This window comes from Bradyrhizobium sp. sBnM-33 (genome assembly GCF_032917945.1).
In the GTDB taxonomy this organism is placed as follows: Bacteria; Pseudomonadota; Alphaproteobacteria; order Rhizobiales; family Xanthobacteraceae; genus Bradyrhizobium.
In genome coordinates, this window is record NZ_CP136624.1 from 8,583,207 (window position 1) to 8,599,607 (window position 16,401).

Here is a 16,401-nt window from a genome sequence, read left to right on the forward strand (position 1 = left end):
TGTAGCGATCTTGTTCTCAAGGAGTTTGCCATGACCTCGCACCGGATCGCCTTGCTGGTTGGGGCCGTGCTCTTCGGAATCGCAGGCAGCGCCCAGGCTGCCGGCGACATTGCGATTGTGCGCGATCTTGCAGGCCGCGTCGGCCCCGTGATCGGCTCGGCCCAGGCCTGCCGCGACATTGCGCGTTCCCGCACCCAGACCATCGTCGACAAGTTTTCACAGGTGATCCGTGAAGCCTCGTCGAACGAGGCGGAGCGTTCTGATCTCACCCAGACGTTCGATCGCAGCGTGGCCGATGGCCGCGCCGCTGTTAGCTCGGGCAAAATTGATTGCATCCGGGCCGATCGTCAGCTTGCCGATCTCGAACGCTCGATCTCGGGGCCGAGTCTTTCCAGCGTCATTGGCCCGTCCCCTGCTGCTGCGGCAACGGCCGCGAACGCAGCAACCGCGCCGACGGCTCCGGTCCCCACCGGGCCGCTGCCACGCGGCATCGGCGAAAAGGAAATCCGCTTCGGCATCGCAGCGCCCTTCTCCGGCTCGGCCCGTGAGCTGGGACGCCAGATGAAGCTCGGAATCGAAACCGCCTTCAACCGGATCAACGATGCCGGCGGCGTCGACGGGCGAATGCTCAAACTGTACGCCGCCGACGACGGCTACGAGCCTTCGCGCACCGCGGAAGCGATGAAGCAGCTCTATGAAAAAGACCAGGTGTTCGGCATCGTCGGCAATGTCGGCACGCCGACCGCGGCGGTGGCGATCCCCTATGCGCTCGAACGCCGGATGCTGTTCTTTGGGGCCTTCACCGGCGCCAACATCCTGCGCAACGATCCGCCGGATCGCTACGTGTTCAACTACCGCGCCAGCTATGTTCAGGAAACCGACGCGGTCGTCCGCTACCTCGTCAAGATACGCCGGCTGCAGCCCCGGCAGATCGCGGTGTTTGCGCAGCAGGATTCGTACGGCGACGCCGGATTTGCCGGGGTCGCCAAGGCGTTTCGCTCCATGGGCGTGAACGACGGCGCCATCCTCCGGCTCAATTATGCGCGAAACACCGTCGACGTCGACGACGCGATCAACCAGTTGAAGCTCGCGAAGCCGCCGATCAAGGCCGTCGTCATGGTTGCCACCTACCGGGCCGCGGCGCGGTTCATCGAGAAGACGCGCGACCTCTATCCGGGGATGATATACTCCAACGTCTCGTTCGTCGGCTCTACCGCGCTTGCCGAAGAACTGAAGCTGTTGGGACCGCGTTACACGAACGGCGTGATCGTGACGCAGGTGGTGCCGGCGGTGTCGGGCTATTCGTCCGCCGTGCTCGAATACAAGAATGCGCTCGCCAAGTATTTCCCAGGCGAAGCGCCCGACTACGTTTCGTTCGAGGGCTATGTCGCCGCCAACGTCCTGATCGCGGGCATCAAGCGGACCGGCCCGCAGATCGATACGGAGAAGCTGATCGACACGCTGGAGACGATGCGCAATCTCGACCTCGGTCTCGGGACCCAGCTCAGCTTCGGCCGCTCCGAGCACCAGGCCTCGAACAAGGTGTGGGGCACGGCACTCGACGAAAGCGGGCGTTACCAGCCGATCGATCTGGAATGATCGGGAAGCCGCGATCCCTGTGATCGCGGCTTGCCGTCTGTCCGTGCTCAGCGCTTCTCGATGACAAGGCTCTGGATGGCGCGGCCGAAATAGCCACGCTCGTCGGCAAGCCGCGCCATGGCGAGCCCCGCGCCGTCGGGACCGATCCAGGACTCGGCATCGAGCAGGATCCAATCGCCGACCGGCTCTCGCGCAAAATTCACGGTCAGGTCGGCGTTGAGAAACGTCCATTCGCGAAAATCCAGCACGGCCGAAGTGCCGTTGCAGAAATCCGCCGCCGCCATCGCCCGCATCGCCTGCGATACCGGCGCGCCTTCCACGATCGGCCGGTCGACGCGATACCAGATCGCGCCGGGACCGGGCGTGCCGAACCGGCCACGCGCGGCACGCAGCGACATGCCTGATACGAACGGGCTGGAAGAAAAATCCGCGGGCTCGACGCGCGATCGACCCGGCCCCGGCAGCTCAACCGGCAGAATCGCGGCCTCTAGCGGCAATTCCTGGGCCTGCACCTTGATCTTCAGCACGGTCGCGCCGACCACGACGACGCCTTTGGCCAGCAGCCTGACCGCGCAGAGCTGGATCTTGCGCCCCTCGCGCAAGACTTCGCTCTCGATGGTCAGCGGCGCCACCGGCACGGGGCGCATCAGGTCCACGGTCACGCGCGCAACCCGCATCGCGACCGGCGTCGGAATCCGCTCCGCCGCCCACACCACCAGCGCCGCCGGCGGCGAGCCGTGCTGCATGCTCGGGTCCCATGGCCCCGCTGCAAAGGGGCTGGTGACGACGTCGTTGCCGTCAACACGAAAAATGCCGTCCATTGAATGAGAAGTCCTGTCGATCAAGGGACGAGCTTCTTGCCTGCTTCAGCGGGACGAGTCGAGCCCGCGGCAGGCAGAGCACCGGCGACATTCGCGGGAGACGACAAGCAACGCGGCGCGTCAAATGAACGCCATGCCGCCATTGAGGACGATGGTCTGCCCGGTCATGTAGCTGTTGCCGAGCACCATCGCGACGGCTTGTGCGACTTCCCCGGCCTGGCCCATGCGGCCGAGCGGGATGTTGCGCGCCAGATCGGTGCGACCGCCCATCATGTCGGTCTCGATCAGCGACGGCGCCACCGCGTTGACGGTAATGCCTTCCTTGACGAGGCGCGCTGCATAGCCGCGCGTCAGTCCTTCCATGCCGGCCTTGGAGGCGTTGTAGTGCACGCCGATGGCGCCGGCGCCGCGCGCCGCGCCCGAGGAGATGTTGACGATGCGGCCCCATTTGCGTGCCCGCATCGCCGGCACAACCGCCTGAGTGCACAGGAACGCCGATTTCAGGTTTACCGCGATGGTGCGGTCGAAATCGTCCTCGGTGAGATCGTCGACGCCGCGCACGATCGCGACACCTGCATTGTTGACGAGAATGTCGATCGGGCCGAGCGCGGAGGCCACCTGCTCGACCATGTTGGCGACAGCCGCCGCCTGCGAGACATCGGCCGCGACCGCGATGGCGCGGCCGCCATTGGCCTTGATCCGGGCGACGACGGTATCGGCATCATCAGCGCGCTCGCGGTAATTGACCGCGACCGCGGCGCCGGCTTCGGCAAGTGTCAAGGCAACCGCCGCGCCGATACCGCGGGACGCTCCCGTCACCAGCGCGACCCGCGCGCTCAAGTTCTGTCCGGCCATCACCGATCCTCCGTCGCCTTCACGACGGCGCGCGACCCGCAAGGCGCCTCACAATGCGGGGTCGACCGCCTCGTCATATTCCTTCTTGAACCGCGCGATCAGCTCGGCGGCCGGCACCACCTTGCCGATGCCGCCGATGCCCTGACCAGAGCCCCAGATCTCCTTCCATGCCTTCGGCTTGGCGCGCTCGCCAGAGGCGTCGGTGCCAAAACTCATCTTCGAGGGATCGGAGGTCGGCAGGTCGTCGGGATTGAGACCCGCCTTAACGATCGACGGCTTGAGGTAATTGCCGTGCACGCCGGTGAACAGGTTCGAGTAGACGATGTCTTCCGCCGACGAGGACGTGATCATCTCCTTGTAGGCTTCGACGGCATTAGCTTCCTTGGTCGCGATGAAGGCGGAGCCGATATAGGCGAAGTCGGCGCCGAGGATGCGCGCCGCACGGATGGCGCGGCCATTGGCGATCGCGCCCGACAGCGCGATCGGTCCGTCGAACCAGGCGCGCGTTTCTTCGACGAAGGCGAGCGGCGAGATCGTGCCGGCATGGCCGCCGGCGCCGGCCGCAACCAGGATCAGGCCGTCGGCGCCCTTCTCGACCGCCTTGTGCGCGAATTTCTGGTTGATCACGTCGTGGAAGACGATGCCGCCCCAATTATGCGCCGCCTGGTTGAGATCCTCGCGCGCGCCGAGCGAGGTGATCAGCATCGGCACCTTGTACTTCTCGCAGGCCGCGAGATCGTGATCGAGCCGGTTGTTGGACTTGTGAACGATCTGGTTCACCGCGAACGGCGCCGACGGCCGCTCCGGATGCGCCTTGTCGTAAGCCGCGAGCTCTTCGGTGATCCGCGCCAGCCACTCGTCGAGCAGCGAAGCCGGCCGCGCGTTTAGCGCCGGAAACGATCCGACCACGCCGGCCTTGCACTGGGCGATCACGAGATCGGGCACGGAGATAATGAACAACGGCGACCCGATCACGGGTATCGACAGGCGGCCCTTGAACAGCGCGGGCATGGACATTCGAAACGATCCTTTTATTCAGGCAAGCGATTGGCTCTAGAGATGCCAGGCATCATACCAACCAACAAGGCAATCTTTCCAGTGTCAAGTATGGCGTTTTAACGCTGTGATATGACGGAACGACCACTACTGGCAGAGCGCCCTCGTCACGTAATTTTCAGTCTTGCAATCGCCAGACTGCCGCTTGTAGCCGGGCAGGAACACTTTCGGCGAGCATTTCTCGGCCGCGTCCGTATCGAGGCTCTTGCCTTCCTTGTAGCCCTTGCTCTGGCACAGCCGGTCGGCGCCGGCCTTGCAGTCCGGCGCACCGTTGGCGGCCACCAGACACGCCGCACGCCCACTCACCATGGTCGAAGGCTTGGCCAGGTTCGACAGGCTACCGCCGGCACCCTTGGCGCCCGCATTGAAGTCCTCGACGGTCTCGCTTGGGCTCTTCAGCGACGGCAGCAGCGATTTGGATTTCTCGAACAGCTTTCCGATTTCGTCGATCAAACCCGGATTTTCCTGGCGCGGCGCTTGCTGCGGTTCAGTCTGCTGCCGCTCGGGCTGCGCCGGCACCGGCTGCTGGGCCGGCGACTGCAGGCCGAGCGAGGGCTGCGATCCGGCTTGCGACCAGCCAGCATCGGGAGCGATCGCTAGCACGGATGCAACGAGGCCAACGGTTGCGCGTTGCGTCCCGAATAGCTTGATCAAACGGCCGATTCGATCGGACATGAAACGAAACGTAGCCTGAAGCCGGGATGCCGGCAAAGCGCTAGACCAGCTTGAACGCGGCGTAAAAGCCGAGCACCAGGACAATGGCACCGATGGTCACCCAGGTGCCAAGGCGCTTTTCCAGCTCGGCCCGGATCACGTCCCCATACTGGTTGAGCAGGACCGCAACAATGAAGAACCGCCCGCCGCGCGCCACGATCGAGCACAGGATGAACAGCCAGATGTTGTAGCCGGCAAACCCCGAAGTGATGGTCACGAGCTTGTAGGGGATCGGCGTCAGCCCCTTCAGCAGGATGATCACCGCGCCCCATTCGGCATAGGAAGCGCGGAAGGTTTCGACCTTGTCGCTGAGACCGTAGATCGTGATGAGCCAGTGCCCGACCGAGTCATAGAGCAGCGCACCGATCGCGTATCCGACCACGCCGCCGGCAACGGATGCGATGGTACAGACGGTCGCAAACCACCACGCCTTCTTCGGCCGCGCCAGCGACATCGGCAGCAGCATGACGTCAGGTGGAATCGGGAAAAACGAGCTTTCCGCGAAAGATACGGCCGCCATAATCCACAGCGCGTAAGGCTTGTCGGCGGCGTCGATAAACCAGTCGTAAGTCCGTTTGAGCATGGGCGCATGAACCATCATGGAGCGGATTTGTCCATGCCGGAAAACGACGGAATTTGAGCGGATTTACTACCGCTTGCGTAAGGAACGGCCTTCCAGGCGCGACAATTCGCCGCCGGACTGCGGGGCCTGCCGTCGCCTTGGGCAGCGGTTTGGTTGGCGCCGTTTTCGGCGACTTGACGGGCTTCGGCAGCTTCTCGGCGATGCCGAGCAGGTCCTCGCGCCGCTCCATTTCGCGCCAGACGTCCTCCGGCTTTACGCCGGCCGAAGCCCACAGCACGGTCAGGTTATAGAGCAGGTCGGCGCTCTCGCGGACCACCGCGTCGGCCTTGCCGTTGACGGCATCGATCACGACTTCGATGGCTTCCTCGGCGAGCTTCTTGGCCATCTTGGAGGGGCCGCGCTGAAACAGCCGGGCCGTGCGCGACGTGGCCGGATCGAGATCCTTGGCCGCGATAACAGCCTGATAAAGCCGTTCGAGCGAATCACTCATCCTGACAACCTAATGCAAAGCCATGGCCGGCGTGTTAACGGCCGCCGCTGCAACCAGAAAAAAATCCACCGGCCGAGGCGGCCGGTGGATTCATCTTTAACAGTTGCGATTCTAGCGATCGCGTTTACCAGCCGCCATAGTATGGGCCGCCGCCATAATAGGCGCGGGGCGCGTAGTAATACGGGGCCGGCCTGCCGTAATAGACCGGGCCGCCGCCATAATAGCCGTAGTGGCGGTCGTAGTAGTAGTCACGGCGGTTCTGGGTGGCCGCAATCGCAAGGCCGGTACCGACGATGCCGGCGAAGGCCGCCGCTGCCGCCGCGCCACCACCACCACCACCGCGATAGTGCCGGCGGCGGGCGCTGATATCGGTCGCGTCGCTGGTCCCGGTCGAGGCCGTCACGCCCTTGCCCGACGGCGCGGAGCCCGCGAATGCCGTGGTTGGCGCGACTGCCGTCAGTGCAACAGCCACAACCGTCGCCACCGCGCCGGCGCGGCCGATCGATGAAAAGACACCTTTTCGCGCAAACATCTCGACATCCTCCGTGGGAGCTGGCCTGACAGGCCTTCGACAGCTAACCACCGAACGGATACTAGGTTCCCGAATCCGAACGGCGGCTGAACGATCCCTGGCAAAATCGTGGCAGTCATCGACCATTCAGGTTAGATGCTGCACAATAGCTCGCCTACCGGCTAAGTCTGCCGTTGGCGATGTCACGAAACCGACATCGCCGGCGCGGCAACTTGACCCACCTCTTGCTGATGTCATCTCGATGCGTGCGATCAGGACCAACGCCATCCGCTCTCGCCTGAGCGTTCCCTTGGCTTTCCTTGCCGGGCTGTGCACCATTGCGGGCTTCACGGCGAATAGCGCCCTCGCCGCCGACGAACCTCGGCCTCCGCTCGCAATCCAGTTTTCGCTCGATCGCCCGATCGATGCCGCGGCGGCGCCGTTCGTGATGGCCGCCGCTGGCGGCCTGTACAGCGCTGAGGCGCTTGCGGTCACGACCAACATCGCCAGCGGATCGCCGGACGCGATTGCGCGTGTCGCGGCAGGCACCAGCGATTTCGCCATGGTCGACGTCAACGCATTGATGCGGTTTCGCGACAAGGACAAGCAGGGCGGTCCCAGGATCAAGGCCGTGTTCGTGCTGTTCAACAAGGCGCCCTATGCCATCATCGCCCGCAAGAGCCGCGGCATCCGCGCGCTGACGGACATTGAGGGCAAGACTCTCGGCGTCGCCGAAGGCGACCTGTCGGCCCGGCTGTGGCCGGCGGTGGCGCACCAGAACAGCATCAAGATCAAGAGCGTGAAGCAAAGCAGCATCAGTGCCGCGGTGCGGGAGCCGATGCTGTCGGCAGGCCAGATCGATGCCGTGACCGGATTTTCCTACCTATCGGCGATCAATCTCAGGGATCGTGGCGTGCCTGCCGATGATCTGGCGGTGCTGAAATTCGCCGACTATGGCTGTGAAGCCTATGGTTTCGCTGTTATCGCCAATCCGGCGCTGGCGGCCGCCAAGCCGGAGGCGGTGAAAGGATTCGTGCGAGCCGTCATCGGCGGGTTGCATCTCACGGTCAAGGACCCTGAACGCGCCGCGACCGAGGTCGCAAATCGCATGGACGGTGGCTCGAAGGACCTCGAACTCGAGCGGCTGCAAAGCATTCTGCGCGACTACATCCTCACCAGCGAAGTGAAACGCAACGGCATCGGCGCCATCGATCCGGCACGCTTCGAACGCTCGATCGATCAGGTCGCGGACGACTTCAAGTTTCAGAAGCGGCCGCAGGCGTCAGACATTTTCGACGACCAGTTTCTGCCCCCGCTCAACAGCCGGCTGATTAATTGAGTACGCGTCCTGATCGCGCCGCCAGCGCCCGGGACTACCCCTCTCCCCAGCCCTCCCCCGCAAGGGGGGAGGGAGCCCATCCGACGGTGCCCCTCTCACGAACGCTCGCGATCTTCAGCACTCGTGACGCGCAGGAGTGAGGTGAGCAGGCTGATCAGGCTCCCTCCCCCCTTGCGGGGGAGGGTTGGGGAGAGGGGTGCCGCTTGCTCAACTGCCTGAGAGTTCGCCCAGCTCACTAGTCGTCCCAAGCAATCCCTGCTTACAATGGGCGACTGAATCGTCTCGCGAGTCCTCACCTGATGTCCATGCTGCGCCTTTACACCCGCGTCCTCGAGCTGCTCGGCAAGGAGGCGCGGCTGGGCTGGATTCTTGCCGTCGCCAATCTACTGCTGGCCGGCGCACAATTCGCCGAGCCGGTGCTGTTCGGCAAGATCGTCGACGTCCTCTCCGGCAAGCCGCAGACCGGGCCGCTGGCCACGAACTCGGCCTGGTCGCTGCTGGCGGCCTGGGTCGTGTTCGGGCTCTTCACCATCGCATGCAGCGCCGCCGTCGCGCTCCATGCCGACAAGCTGGCGCACCGCCAGCGCCAGGCGGTGCTGACGGATTATTTCGAGCACATCATGCAACTGCCGCTGACCTTCCACACCGGCACCCATTCCGGCCGGTTGATGAAGGTGATGCTGAACGGCACCGACGCGCTGTGGCGGCTCTGGGTCGCATTCTTCCGCGAGCATTTTGCGGCGATCCTGTCGCTGGTCGTGCTGCTGCCGCTCGCGCTCTACATCAACTGGCGGCTGGCGATCCTGCTGTTCGCGCTGTGCGTGGTGTTTACGGTGCTGACCACGCTCGTCGTACGCAAGACCTACGGCATGCAGACCGAGGTCGAGGCGCAATACAGCGATCTCTCGGCGCGCGCGTCCGATGCGCTCGGCAACGTCGCCCTGGTGCAAAGCTTCGTGCGGATCGATGCAGAGGTTCAGGGCATGCGCTTCGTCGCGGACAAGCTACTCGCCGCGCAGATGCCGGTGCTGGGCTGGTGGGCGCTGGTCACCGTCATCACCCGTGCTTCCACCACCATCACAGTGCTCGCGATCTTTACCGTCGGCATCTACCTGCACGCGCAGGGACAGACGACGGTCGGCGAGATCGTGATGTTCGTGAGTTTTGCGACCATGCTGATCCAGAAGCTGGAACAGGTGGTGAGCTTCATCAACAGCGTGTTCATGGAGGCGCCGAGGCTGCAGGAATTCTTCGACGTACTGGATGCTGTACCCGCGGTGCGCGACCGGCCCGGAGCGGTCGATACCGGACGGCTTTCCGGCCTCGTCGAATTCCACGACGTTTCGTTTTCCTATGACGGCAAACGGCCCGCGGTCGAAGACGTTTCGTTCACCGCCCTGCCCGGCCAGACCATCGCCCTGGTCGGCCCGACCGGCGCCGGCAAGTCGACGGCGATTGCGCTGTTGCACCGCGCCTTCGATCCGCAGTCCGGCATCATCAAGATTGACGGCATGGATATCCGCGCGTTGAAGCTGACGGCGCTGCGGCGGAACATCGGCGTGGTGTTTCAGGAGGCACTGCTGTTCAACCGCTCGATCGCCGACAATCTGCGCGTCGGCAAGCCGGACGCGACCGACGAGGAAATGCGGATCGCCGCAAGCCGCGCGCAGGCGCTGGAATTCATCGAGCGCAGCGAGAAGAAATTCGAGACCCATGCCGGCGAGCGCGGCCGAATGCTATCCGGCGGTGAGCGGCAGCGCCTGTCGATCGCCCGCGCACTGTTGAAAGACCCGCCGATCCTGATTCTCGACGAAGCGACCAGCGCACTCGACGCCGTCACCGAGGCCAAGGTCAATGCCGCGCTCGACGAGGTGATGAAGGGCCGCACCACCTTTGTGATCGCGCACCGGCTTTCGACCATTCGCAACGCGACCCGCATCCTGATGTTCGATAATGGGCGGGTGATCGAAAGTGGAACTTTCGATGAACTGGTGGCCATGGGCGGTCGCTTCGCGGAACTCGCCAAGGCCCAGTTCATGGTGCAGGAGAATGCTCGGGCCGGCATCAAGGTCAAATAGGCCGGCAAGCGTCTGCTACGGTTCAACTATCGCCGAAATTGCGCCTATTTCGTCCACGATTAAATCGCCGGGCCTCTGTTCTGGATCGCCAAGCCGGTATAGGTTTGCGACCTGCCGCAATGCGACGGCGCCGGACACGCTTGAAACCCGAACGATAGATCGAGAGGACCTCCTTTTCGAAGGCGGGTCTCAAAGGACCGGAACGGAAAAGTGCATTTTCTTCGCCCGTTGCTTCGCGCTTCCTCACTGAACCTGATTTTCCTGGCGACGGCGCTTGCCGTCATGACGCCGCGCGCCGTGCACGCCGAAGCGCTGCTGGTCGTCGAAGCCGATACCGGCAAGGTGCTGCAGGCCGAGAATGCCACCATGCCGTGGTATCCCGCTTCGGTGACCAAGATAATGACCGCCTACGTCACGCTGAAGGCGGTCAAGGAAGGCCGTCTCTCGCTCGATACGTTATTGACGGTGTCGCCGGTTGCCGCCTCGCAGTCGCCGTCCAAGATGGGTTTTCCTCCGGGCACCCAGGTCACTGTCGATAACGCGCTCAAGATGATGATGGTGAAGTCGGCCAATGACATGGCCGTGGTGCTCGCCGAAGGAGTCGGCGGATCGGTCGACAGTTTCTCGGCAATGATGAATCAGACCGCGTTAAGGCTCGGCATGACGCAGACGAGCTACGTCAATCCGAACGGCCTGCCGGCAGACGGACAGGTCACCTCGGCGCGCGATCTTGCGATGCTGGCGCGCGCCGTTATCCGCGACCTGCCCGAATATGAATATTTCATGCAGATCCCTTCGATCCGCTACGGCCGCAGGGTGACGCAGAACTTCAACAAGCTGATAGGGCGCTATCCCGGCGCCGACGGTTTCAAGACCGGCTTCATCTGCGCTTCCGGCTACAATCTGGTCGCGTCCGCTACGCGCAACGGCAAGCGGCTGATCGCCGTCGTGCTCGGCGCATCCTCAGGCCAGGCGCGCGCGGTTCGGGCCGCGCAGTTGCTGGAGCGCGGCTTCGGCAACGGACTGGGCTGGCTAAAGCCTTCGCTCGGCACCGTCGACAATCTGGTTCCGGTCGATGCGACGCCGCCGAACCTGCGCGACGAGATGTGCAACGGCAAGCGCAAGCGGCCGGCCACCGATGAGGACCCGGACATTGTCGCCAGCAACGGCAACACTTCGACTGGCGAGAGTGCGGTGAACTTCTTCACGGCGGGGCTGCAGCACCATCCGGTCAAACCTGCGGATCTGCTGGCGGCCGCGGCAGAGCCGTCCGAGCCCGTTCCGGTCTATACCGGTCCAACCAAGACCGGCCCCGCATTGATCGCCGCCGTTGCGGCGGAGGCCGAAAAGCAGGCTTCGGCAAAGCGCGGCAAGAAGTCGAAGATTGCCGCGAAGAAGCCCGACGACGCAGCAGCGCCCAAGGCTGAAGCCAACGCAAAGCCGGCAGCCAAACCTGCTGCCATCAGGCATGCAAACGCCAAACCGGATGCTGCCGCAAGGCCGGCCGCCGCGGCTGAGAAAAAGCCGGCCGCCAAACCCGCAGCCGCCCAGCCCGCAGCCGCCAAGCCCGCGGCCGTCGGAGACAAGCCCGCGCCAAAACCGGCCAAGCCGAAGGCCGCCGCTAAACCCAAAGGCGAAAACAGGCCGGCTGGTTAACGGGCCGCGCAGCGGCGTAATTAGGCAGTTTTCCTGCCATTCGGCCGAACGATTCCAGATCGGCGAAATGGTCGATAGCGCGCAGCCGCTTGCCATCGGCGGCGGCATTCACAATACTGCCGAAAACAAGGCGTGCCCGGCCGAGAGACAGGGAAAATAACCAGAGGGGAAATACCATGGAGCGGATCTGGCTCAAGCAATATCCGGCCGGCGTGCCAGCCGATATCGACGTCACCCAGTACTCATCGCTGGTCGAGCTATTGGAAGAAAGCTTCAAGAAGTTCGCCGATCGCAAGGCGTTCATCTGCATGGACAAGTCGATCAGCTACCGCGACATGGACGAGATGTCGGCCGCGCTCGGCGCCTATCTGCAGAGCAAGGGCCTGCAAAAGGGCGCCCGCGTCGCGCTGATGATGCCGAACGTGCTGCAATACCCGGTCTCGACCGCCGCCGTGCTGCGCGCGGGATATGCCGTGGTGAATGTCAATCCGCTCTACACGCCGCGCGAGCTTGAGCATCAGCTCAAGGATTCCGGTGCGGAAGCGATCATCGTGCTGGAGAATTTTGCCACGACCGTACAGCAGGTGATCGCGAGGACTTCGGTCAAGCACGTCATCGTCGGTAGCATGGGCGACCTGCTCGGCTTCAAAGGCGTGATCGTCAACCTCGTCGTACGCAAGGTGAAGAAAATGGTGCCGGCCTGGTCGCTTCCAGGCTCCGTCTCGTTCAATGAGGCGCTCGCCGCCGGCCGCAGCATGAAGCTCAACAAGCCGCAGCTGACGCGTGATGACGTCGCCTTCCTGCAATATACCGGCGGCACCACCGGCGTTTCCAAGGGCGCGACGCTGCTGCACAAGAACATTCTCGCCAACGTGCTGCAGAACGACGCCTGGCTGCAGCCGGCGCTGAAGAAGCCGCCGCATGTCGACCAGCTCTTCATCGTCTGCGCGCTGCCGCTCTATCACATCTTCGCACTGACGGCGTGCTTCCTGATGGCGGTGCGGGCCGGCGGCGTCAACCTCCTGATCCCGAATCCGCGCGACATACCGGGCTTTATCAAGGAGCTGCAGAAGTACCAGGTCAACAGCTTCCCGGCGGTCAACACGCTCTACAATGCCCTGCTCAACGCACCCGGCTTCGACAAGGTCGACTTCTCCAAGCTGAAGACCTCCTTCGGCGGCGGCATGGCGACGCAAAAGGCCGTGGCCGAGAAATGGCTGAAGGTCACCGGCTGCGCGCTGTCGGAAGGCTATGGCCTGTCCGAGACCTCGCCGGTGCTGACCTGCAACCCCGCCGACACCGACCAGTTCTCCGGCTCGATCGGCATTCCCGTGCCGTCGACCTACATCTCGATCCGCGACGACGACGGCAAGGAGGTGCCGCTCGGCCAGCCCGGCGAGATCTGCGCCAAGGGACCGCAGGTGATGGCCGGCTACTGGAACCGGCCGGAAGAGACCGCGGCCGTGATGACGGCCGACGGCTTCTTCCGCACCGGCGACATCGGCGTCATGGACGAACGCGGCTACACCAAGATCGTCGATCGCAAGAAGGACATGATCCTGGTCTCGGGCTTCAACGTCTATCCGAACGAGATCGAGGAAGTGATTGCCGGGCATCCAGGCGTGCTCGAATGCGCTGTGATCGGCGTCGCCGATTCGAAATCGGGCGAGGCGGTGAAGGCTTTCATCGTCAAGAAGGACCCGAACCTTACCGCCGACGACGTCATCAAGTTCTGCACGACGCAGCTCACCGCCTACAAGGTCCCCAAGCAGATCGAGTTCAGGACCGATCTGCCCAAGACCAATGTCGGCAAGATCCTGCGCCGCGAACTGCGCGACGAGAAGAAGGCCGCGGCGTAAGGGCGCACGCGGACCTCCCGAGATGACCGAGACTGACGTCGCGCCAGCCGACATTCTGGCCTTCTGGCGCGACGCCGGCCCTGATCGCTGGTACACGCGCGACGACGCTTTCGATGCGGAGGTGCGCCGGCGCTTTCTCGGCCTTTGGCAGAGAGCGGCGGCCGGCGAATTATCGTCGTGGGAAACGAGCGATGACGGCGCGCTGGCGCTTGTCATCGTGCTCGACCAGTTTCCCCGCAACATGTTCCGCGGCGACGCCAGGACTTACGCCAGCGATGCACTGGCGCGCGAAATAGCACACCGCGCCGTCGACCGCGGCGTCGACGTGCGGATCGATCCCGCTTTACGCCAATTCCTCTATCTGCCTTTCATGCATTCGGAGCACCTTGGCGACCAGTTGCGCTGCATAGAGTTGTCACGCGCGGCCGGTCACACTGAAAGCCTGAAATGGGCCGAACACCACGCCGATATCATTCGGCGCTTCGGCCGCTTTCCCCACCGCAACCAGATTTTGGGCCGCGCCACCACGCCCGAGGAGCAGGCATTCCTCGATGAAGGTGGCTTTTCGCCGTGATGACGCAAGCGTGAACGGTCTCGACCGTTGCCGTTTCGAGGCTGACGAATATTGTGCCGGCTGCCTGCCCGGTCTAAGAAACACCCGCTCATTGAGGGAGAATTGACGATGACGATCCAAGTTGGCGACAAGCTGCCGGAAGCCAAGTTTCGCGTGATGACGGCGGAAGGACCGCAGGTCAAAACCACCGACGACATTTTCAAGGGCAAGAAGGTGGCGCTGTTCGCGGTGCCCGGCGCCTACACCGGCACCTGCCACAAGATGCACCTGCCGAGCATCTTCCTCAACGCCTACGCCATCAAGGACAAAGGCGTGGACACCATCGCCATCGTCTCCGTCAACGACGCCTTCGTCATGAACGCATGGAAGCGCGACACCGACCAGCGCGACGAGGCCGTATTCCTCGCCGACGGCAACGCCGACTTCACCAAGGCGATCGGCATGGAGCTCGACGCCTCCGGCAATGGTCTCGGCATCCGCTCCAAGCGGTATTCGATGCTGGTGGAAGACGGCGTGGTGAAGAAGTTGAACCTCGAGCCGGCGCCGGGCAAGGTCGAGGTGTCGGGCGGCGATACGCTGCTGGGGCAGTTGTGAGCTGATTCGTCATTGCGAGAAGCGATAGCGACGAAGCAATCCATTGCGGCGCTTGCGGCACCATGGATTGCTTCGCTTCGCTCGCAATGACGGCCTTTTTCCCTTCTCCCCTTGTGGGAGAAGGTGGCGGACGCAGTCCGCCGGATGAGGGGTTCTATCCGCGGACGCAAACGCTTCAGACGAGAACACATATCCGCGGTCTCGAATGAGCTTCGCTCATTCGAGCTACTTCCCCACTCTCTCCTGCAACCTCGCCATCGCCACGCCCTCGCGCGCCAATTGATCGGCGCGCTCGTTTTCGGCGTGGCCGGCGTGGCCCCTGATCCAGTGCCAGCGCACCTGGTGCGGTTTCAGTGCGGTGTCGAGGCGCTGCCACAGATCGACGTTCTTGACCGGCTTCTTGTCCGCCGTGCGCCAGCCGTTCCGCTTCCAGCCATGGATCCAGCCGCTGATGCCCTGGCGGACATACTGGCTATCGGTGGTGAGATCGACCACGCACGGCTTTTTCAGCGCTTCCAGCGCCGAGATCGCCGCCATCAGCTCCATGCGGTTGTTGGTGGTGTGCGGCTCGCCGCCCTTCAATTCCTTTTCTTTGTCGCCGAACCTCAGGATCGCGCCCCATCCGCCGGGGCCGGGATTGCCCGAGCAGGCGCCATCGGTAAAAACCGTCACGTGAGGCAGTTCACTCAAGCAACAAATCCGGGCTGGGTCAGGCCGTAATCGCGCACGCTGGAAACGCTCTGGTGGAAGCGCAGCTTGCGGACATATTCGAGCGGGTCTTTCGGCTTCACCAGCGCGCCCGGCGGCACGTTGAGAAAATCGACCAGCCGCGTCAGCAGGAAGCGCAGCGAAGAGCCGCGCGCCAGCAGCGGCAGTGCCTCCTGCTCGGTATCAGATAATTGCCGCTCGCGGCCATAGGCGTTGAGCAGCGCGCGCGCTTTGGTGACGTTAAAGGAATGATCCTGCTCGAAGCACCACGCGTTCAGGCAGATCGCGATGTCGTAGGCCAGGATGTCGTTACAGGAGAACGGGAAGTCGATCAGGCCCGACAATTTGTCGCCGAGGAAGAAGACATTATCGGGAAACAGATCGGCGTGGATGACGCCGAGCGGCAGATCTTTCGGCCAGCTTGCCTCGAGGTGGTCGAGCTCGCGCGCGATGAAGTCCTGCAGGCCGGGCGCGACGCTGTCGGCGCGCGGTGCCGCGAGATCGAACAACGGCCGCCAGCCCTCCACCGACAACGGGTTCTTGCGGAACATCGGGAATTCGCGGCCCGCCAGATGCATCTTTGCGAGCGCCTCGCCGACGCCGGTGCAATGCGCGGCGTTGGGCCGCCGCGGCCACATGCCTTCGAGGAAGTTGATGACCGCCGCCGGACGCCCGGCCAGTTCGCTATAGACCTCGTCCTTGCGATTGCGGGCAGGTTGCGGGCAACGCACGCCGCGCTCGGCCAGATGCGCCATCAGCGACAGGAAGTACGGCAAATCGTCCACCGCCACGCGCTTTTCGTAGAGCGTGAGGATGAAGGCGCCTTTGCTGGTATGCAGCAGAAAATTGGAATTCTCGACGCCTTCGGCGATGCCCTTGTAGGAGAGCAACTCGCCGATTTCGTAGCCCTTGAGGAACTCCGCGAGATCTTCGGCGGCCACGTCGGTGTAAACCGCCATCGCGA

At 63.6% G+C, this 16,401-nt stretch carries 16 protein-coding genes and 1 pseudogene; 7 read left to right on the plus strand and 10 right to left on the minus strand.

Annotated features, from left to right (window positions below):
* Positions 1-30: 30 nt before the first annotated feature.
* On the plus strand, positions 31-1,599 hold the full coding sequence (locus RX328_RS40270) for an ABC transporter substrate-binding protein (RefSeq protein WP_247508811.1): 1,569 nt from the start codon (positions 31-33) through the stop codon (positions 1,597-1,599).
* Between the two features lie 47 nt (positions 1,600-1,646).
* On the opposite strand, the gene RX328_RS40275 is transcribed toward RX328_RS40270, so the two are convergent.
* The 7 genes and pseudogenes from RX328_RS40275 to RX328_RS40305 form a co-directional block, all read right to left on the minus strand.
* Entirely contained in the window at positions 1,647-2,420 is a 774-nt protein-coding gene (locus RX328_RS40275; protein WP_213246526.1) for a thioesterase family protein, read from the minus strand.
* A gap of 120 nt (positions 2,421-2,540) precedes the next feature.
* Positions 2,541-3,275, minus strand: coding sequence for an SDR family NAD(P)-dependent oxidoreductase (locus tag RX328_RS40280; RefSeq protein WP_213246524.1), 735 nt, complete (start codon positions 3,273-3,275; stop codon positions 2,541-2,543).
* 48 nt (positions 3,276-3,323) lie between these two features.
* Positions 3,324-4,292 carry an NAD(P)H-dependent flavin oxidoreductase gene (locus tag RX328_RS40285; protein WP_213246522.1) on the minus strand — a complete coding sequence of 323 codons (969 nt, stop codon included), beginning with the start codon at positions 4,290-4,292 and terminating at the stop codon, positions 3,324-3,326.
* A gap of 126 nt (positions 4,293-4,418) precedes the next feature.
* Positions 4,419-5,006, minus strand: a complete 588-nt coding sequence (locus RX328_RS40290) for a hypothetical protein (protein ID WP_249726026.1) — start codon at positions 5,004-5,006, stop codon at positions 4,419-4,421.
* A gap of 40 nt (positions 5,007-5,046) precedes the next feature.
* Entirely contained in the window at positions 5,047-5,628 is a 582-nt protein-coding gene (locus RX328_RS40295) for a YqaA family protein (RefSeq protein WP_213246520.1), read from the minus strand.
* Positions 5,629-5,694: 66 nt separating this feature from the next.
* Positions 5,695-6,118 (minus strand): annotated as a pseudogene (hisE, locus tag RX328_RS40300) (phosphoribosyl-ATP diphosphatase).
* 124 nt (positions 6,119-6,242) lie between these two features.
* Positions 6,243-6,650, minus strand: coding sequence for a hypothetical protein (locus tag RX328_RS40305; RefSeq protein ID WP_213246518.1), 408 nt, complete (start codon positions 6,648-6,650; stop codon positions 6,243-6,245).
* Positions 6,651-6,891: 241 nt separating this feature from the next.
* On the opposite strand from RX328_RS40305, the gene RX328_RS40310 reads away from it, so the two are divergent.
* From RX328_RS40310 to RX328_RS40320, 3 genes are all read left to right on the plus strand, one after another.
* Positions 6,892-7,968 carry an ABC transporter substrate-binding protein gene (locus tag RX328_RS40310; RefSeq protein WP_213246516.1) on the plus strand — a complete coding sequence of 359 codons (1,077 nt, stop codon included), beginning with the start codon at positions 6,892-6,894 and terminating at the stop codon, positions 7,966-7,968.
* A gap of 299 nt (positions 7,969-8,267) precedes the next feature.
* Positions 8,268-10,046, plus strand: a complete 1,779-nt coding sequence (locus tag RX328_RS40315) for a glucan ABC transporter ATP-binding protein/ permease (protein ID WP_213246514.1) — start codon at positions 8,268-8,270, stop codon at positions 10,044-10,046.
* Positions 10,047-10,256: 210 nt separating this feature from the next.
* Positions 10,257-11,702 carry a D-alanyl-D-alanine carboxypeptidase family protein gene (locus RX328_RS40320; protein WP_213246512.1) on the plus strand — a complete coding sequence of 482 codons (1,446 nt, stop codon included), beginning with the start codon at positions 10,257-10,259 and terminating at the stop codon, positions 11,700-11,702.
* On the opposite strand, the gene RX328_RS40325 is transcribed toward RX328_RS40320, so the two are convergent.
* Positions 11,668-11,898: a hypothetical protein gene (locus RX328_RS40325; RefSeq protein WP_213246510.1), complete on the minus strand. Its 231-nt coding sequence runs from the start codon at positions 11,896-11,898 to the stop codon at positions 11,668-11,670. The two genes, RX328_RS40320 and RX328_RS40325, sit on opposite strands and share 35 nt — an antisense overlap.
* On the opposite strand from RX328_RS40325, the gene RX328_RS40330 reads away from it, so the two are divergent.
* From RX328_RS40330 to RX328_RS40340, 3 genes are all read left to right on the plus strand, one after another.
* Positions 11,879-13,561 carry a long-chain fatty acid--CoA ligase gene (locus RX328_RS40330; RefSeq protein WP_213246508.1) on the plus strand — a complete coding sequence of 561 codons (1,683 nt, stop codon included), beginning with the start codon at positions 11,879-11,881 and terminating at the stop codon, positions 13,559-13,561. The two genes, RX328_RS40325 and RX328_RS40330, sit on opposite strands and share 20 nt — an antisense overlap.
* A 22-nt stretch (positions 13,562-13,583) precedes the next feature.
* Entirely contained in the window at positions 13,584-14,135 is a 552-nt protein-coding gene (locus RX328_RS40335) for a DUF924 family protein (protein ID WP_213246506.1), read from the plus strand.
* Between the two features lie 108 nt (positions 14,136-14,243).
* The gene (locus tag RX328_RS40340; RefSeq protein ID WP_213246504.1) at positions 14,244-14,729 is read left to right on the plus strand and encodes a peroxiredoxin; all 486 of its coding nucleotides are present in this window, start codon (positions 14,244-14,246) and stop codon (positions 14,727-14,729) included.
* 225 nt (positions 14,730-14,954) lie between these two features.
* On the opposite strand, the gene rnhA is transcribed toward RX328_RS40340, so the two are convergent.
* Together rnhA and RX328_RS40350 are read right to left on the minus strand one after the other, a co-directional pair.
* Positions 14,955-15,419 carry a ribonuclease HI gene (gene rnhA / locus RX328_RS40345; RefSeq protein ID WP_213246502.1) on the minus strand — a complete coding sequence of 155 codons (465 nt, stop codon included), beginning with the start codon at positions 15,417-15,419 and terminating at the stop codon, positions 14,955-14,957.
* Complete coding sequence (locus RX328_RS40350; RefSeq protein WP_213246500.1) at positions 15,416-16,396, minus strand: homoserine kinase; 981 nt, start codon at positions 16,394-16,396, stop codon at positions 15,416-15,418. Before RX328_RS40350 ends, rnhA begins: the two co-directional genes overlap by 4 nt.
* Positions 16,397-16,401: the final 5 nt, after the last annotated feature.

What these genes read in the sequence shown, in the direction of transcription:
- RX328_RS40315 (WP_213246514.1), top strand. Translation starts at nt 8,268, where the DNA reads ATGTCCATGCTGCGCCTTTACACCCGCGTCCTCGAGCTGCTCGGCAAG.
- RX328_RS40285 (WP_213246522.1), bottom strand. Translation starts at nt 4,292, where the DNA reads ATGTCCATGCCCGCGCTGTTCAAGGGCCGCCTGTCGATACCCGTGATC.
- RX328_RS40270 (WP_247508811.1), top strand. Translation starts at nt 31, where the DNA reads ATGACCTCGCACCGGATCGCCTTGCTGGTTGGGGCCGTGCTCTTCGGA.
- RX328_RS40280 (WP_213246524.1), bottom strand. Translation starts at nt 3,275, where the DNA reads ATGGCCGGACAGAACTTGAGCGCGCGGGTCGCGCTGGTGACGGGAGCG.
- RX328_RS40305 (WP_213246518.1), bottom strand. Translation starts at nt 6,650, where the DNA reads ATGTTTGCGCGAAAAGGTGTCTTTTCATCGATCGGCCGCGCCGGCGCG.
- RX328_RS40310 (WP_213246516.1), top strand. Translation starts at nt 6,892, where the DNA reads ATGCGTGCGATCAGGACCAACGCCATCCGCTCTCGCCTGAGCGTTCCC.
- RX328_RS40295 (WP_213246520.1), bottom strand. Translation starts at nt 5,628, where the DNA reads ATGCTCAAACGGACTTACGACTGGTTTATCGACGCCGCCGACAAGCCT.
- RX328_RS40350 (WP_213246500.1), bottom strand. Translation starts at nt 16,396, where the DNA reads ATGGCGGTTTACACCGACGTGGCCGCCGAAGATCTCGCGGAGTTCCTC.
- RX328_RS40330 (WP_213246508.1), top strand. Translation starts at nt 11,879, where the DNA reads ATGGAGCGGATCTGGCTCAAGCAATATCCGGCCGGCGTGCCAGCCGAT.
- RX328_RS40275 (WP_213246526.1), bottom strand. Translation starts at nt 2,420, where the DNA reads ATGGACGGCATTTTTCGTGTTGACGGCAACGACGTCGTCACCAGCCCC.
- RX328_RS40340 (WP_213246504.1), top strand. Translation starts at nt 14,244, where the DNA reads ATGACGATCCAAGTTGGCGACAAGCTGCCGGAAGCCAAGTTTCGCGTG.
- RX328_RS40290 (WP_249726026.1), bottom strand. Translation starts at nt 5,006, where the DNA reads ATGTCCGATCGAATCGGCCGTTTGATCAAGCTATTCGGGACGCAACGC.
- RX328_RS40335 (WP_213246506.1), top strand. Translation starts at nt 13,584, where the DNA reads ATGACCGAGACTGACGTCGCGCCAGCCGACATTCTGGCCTTCTGGCGC.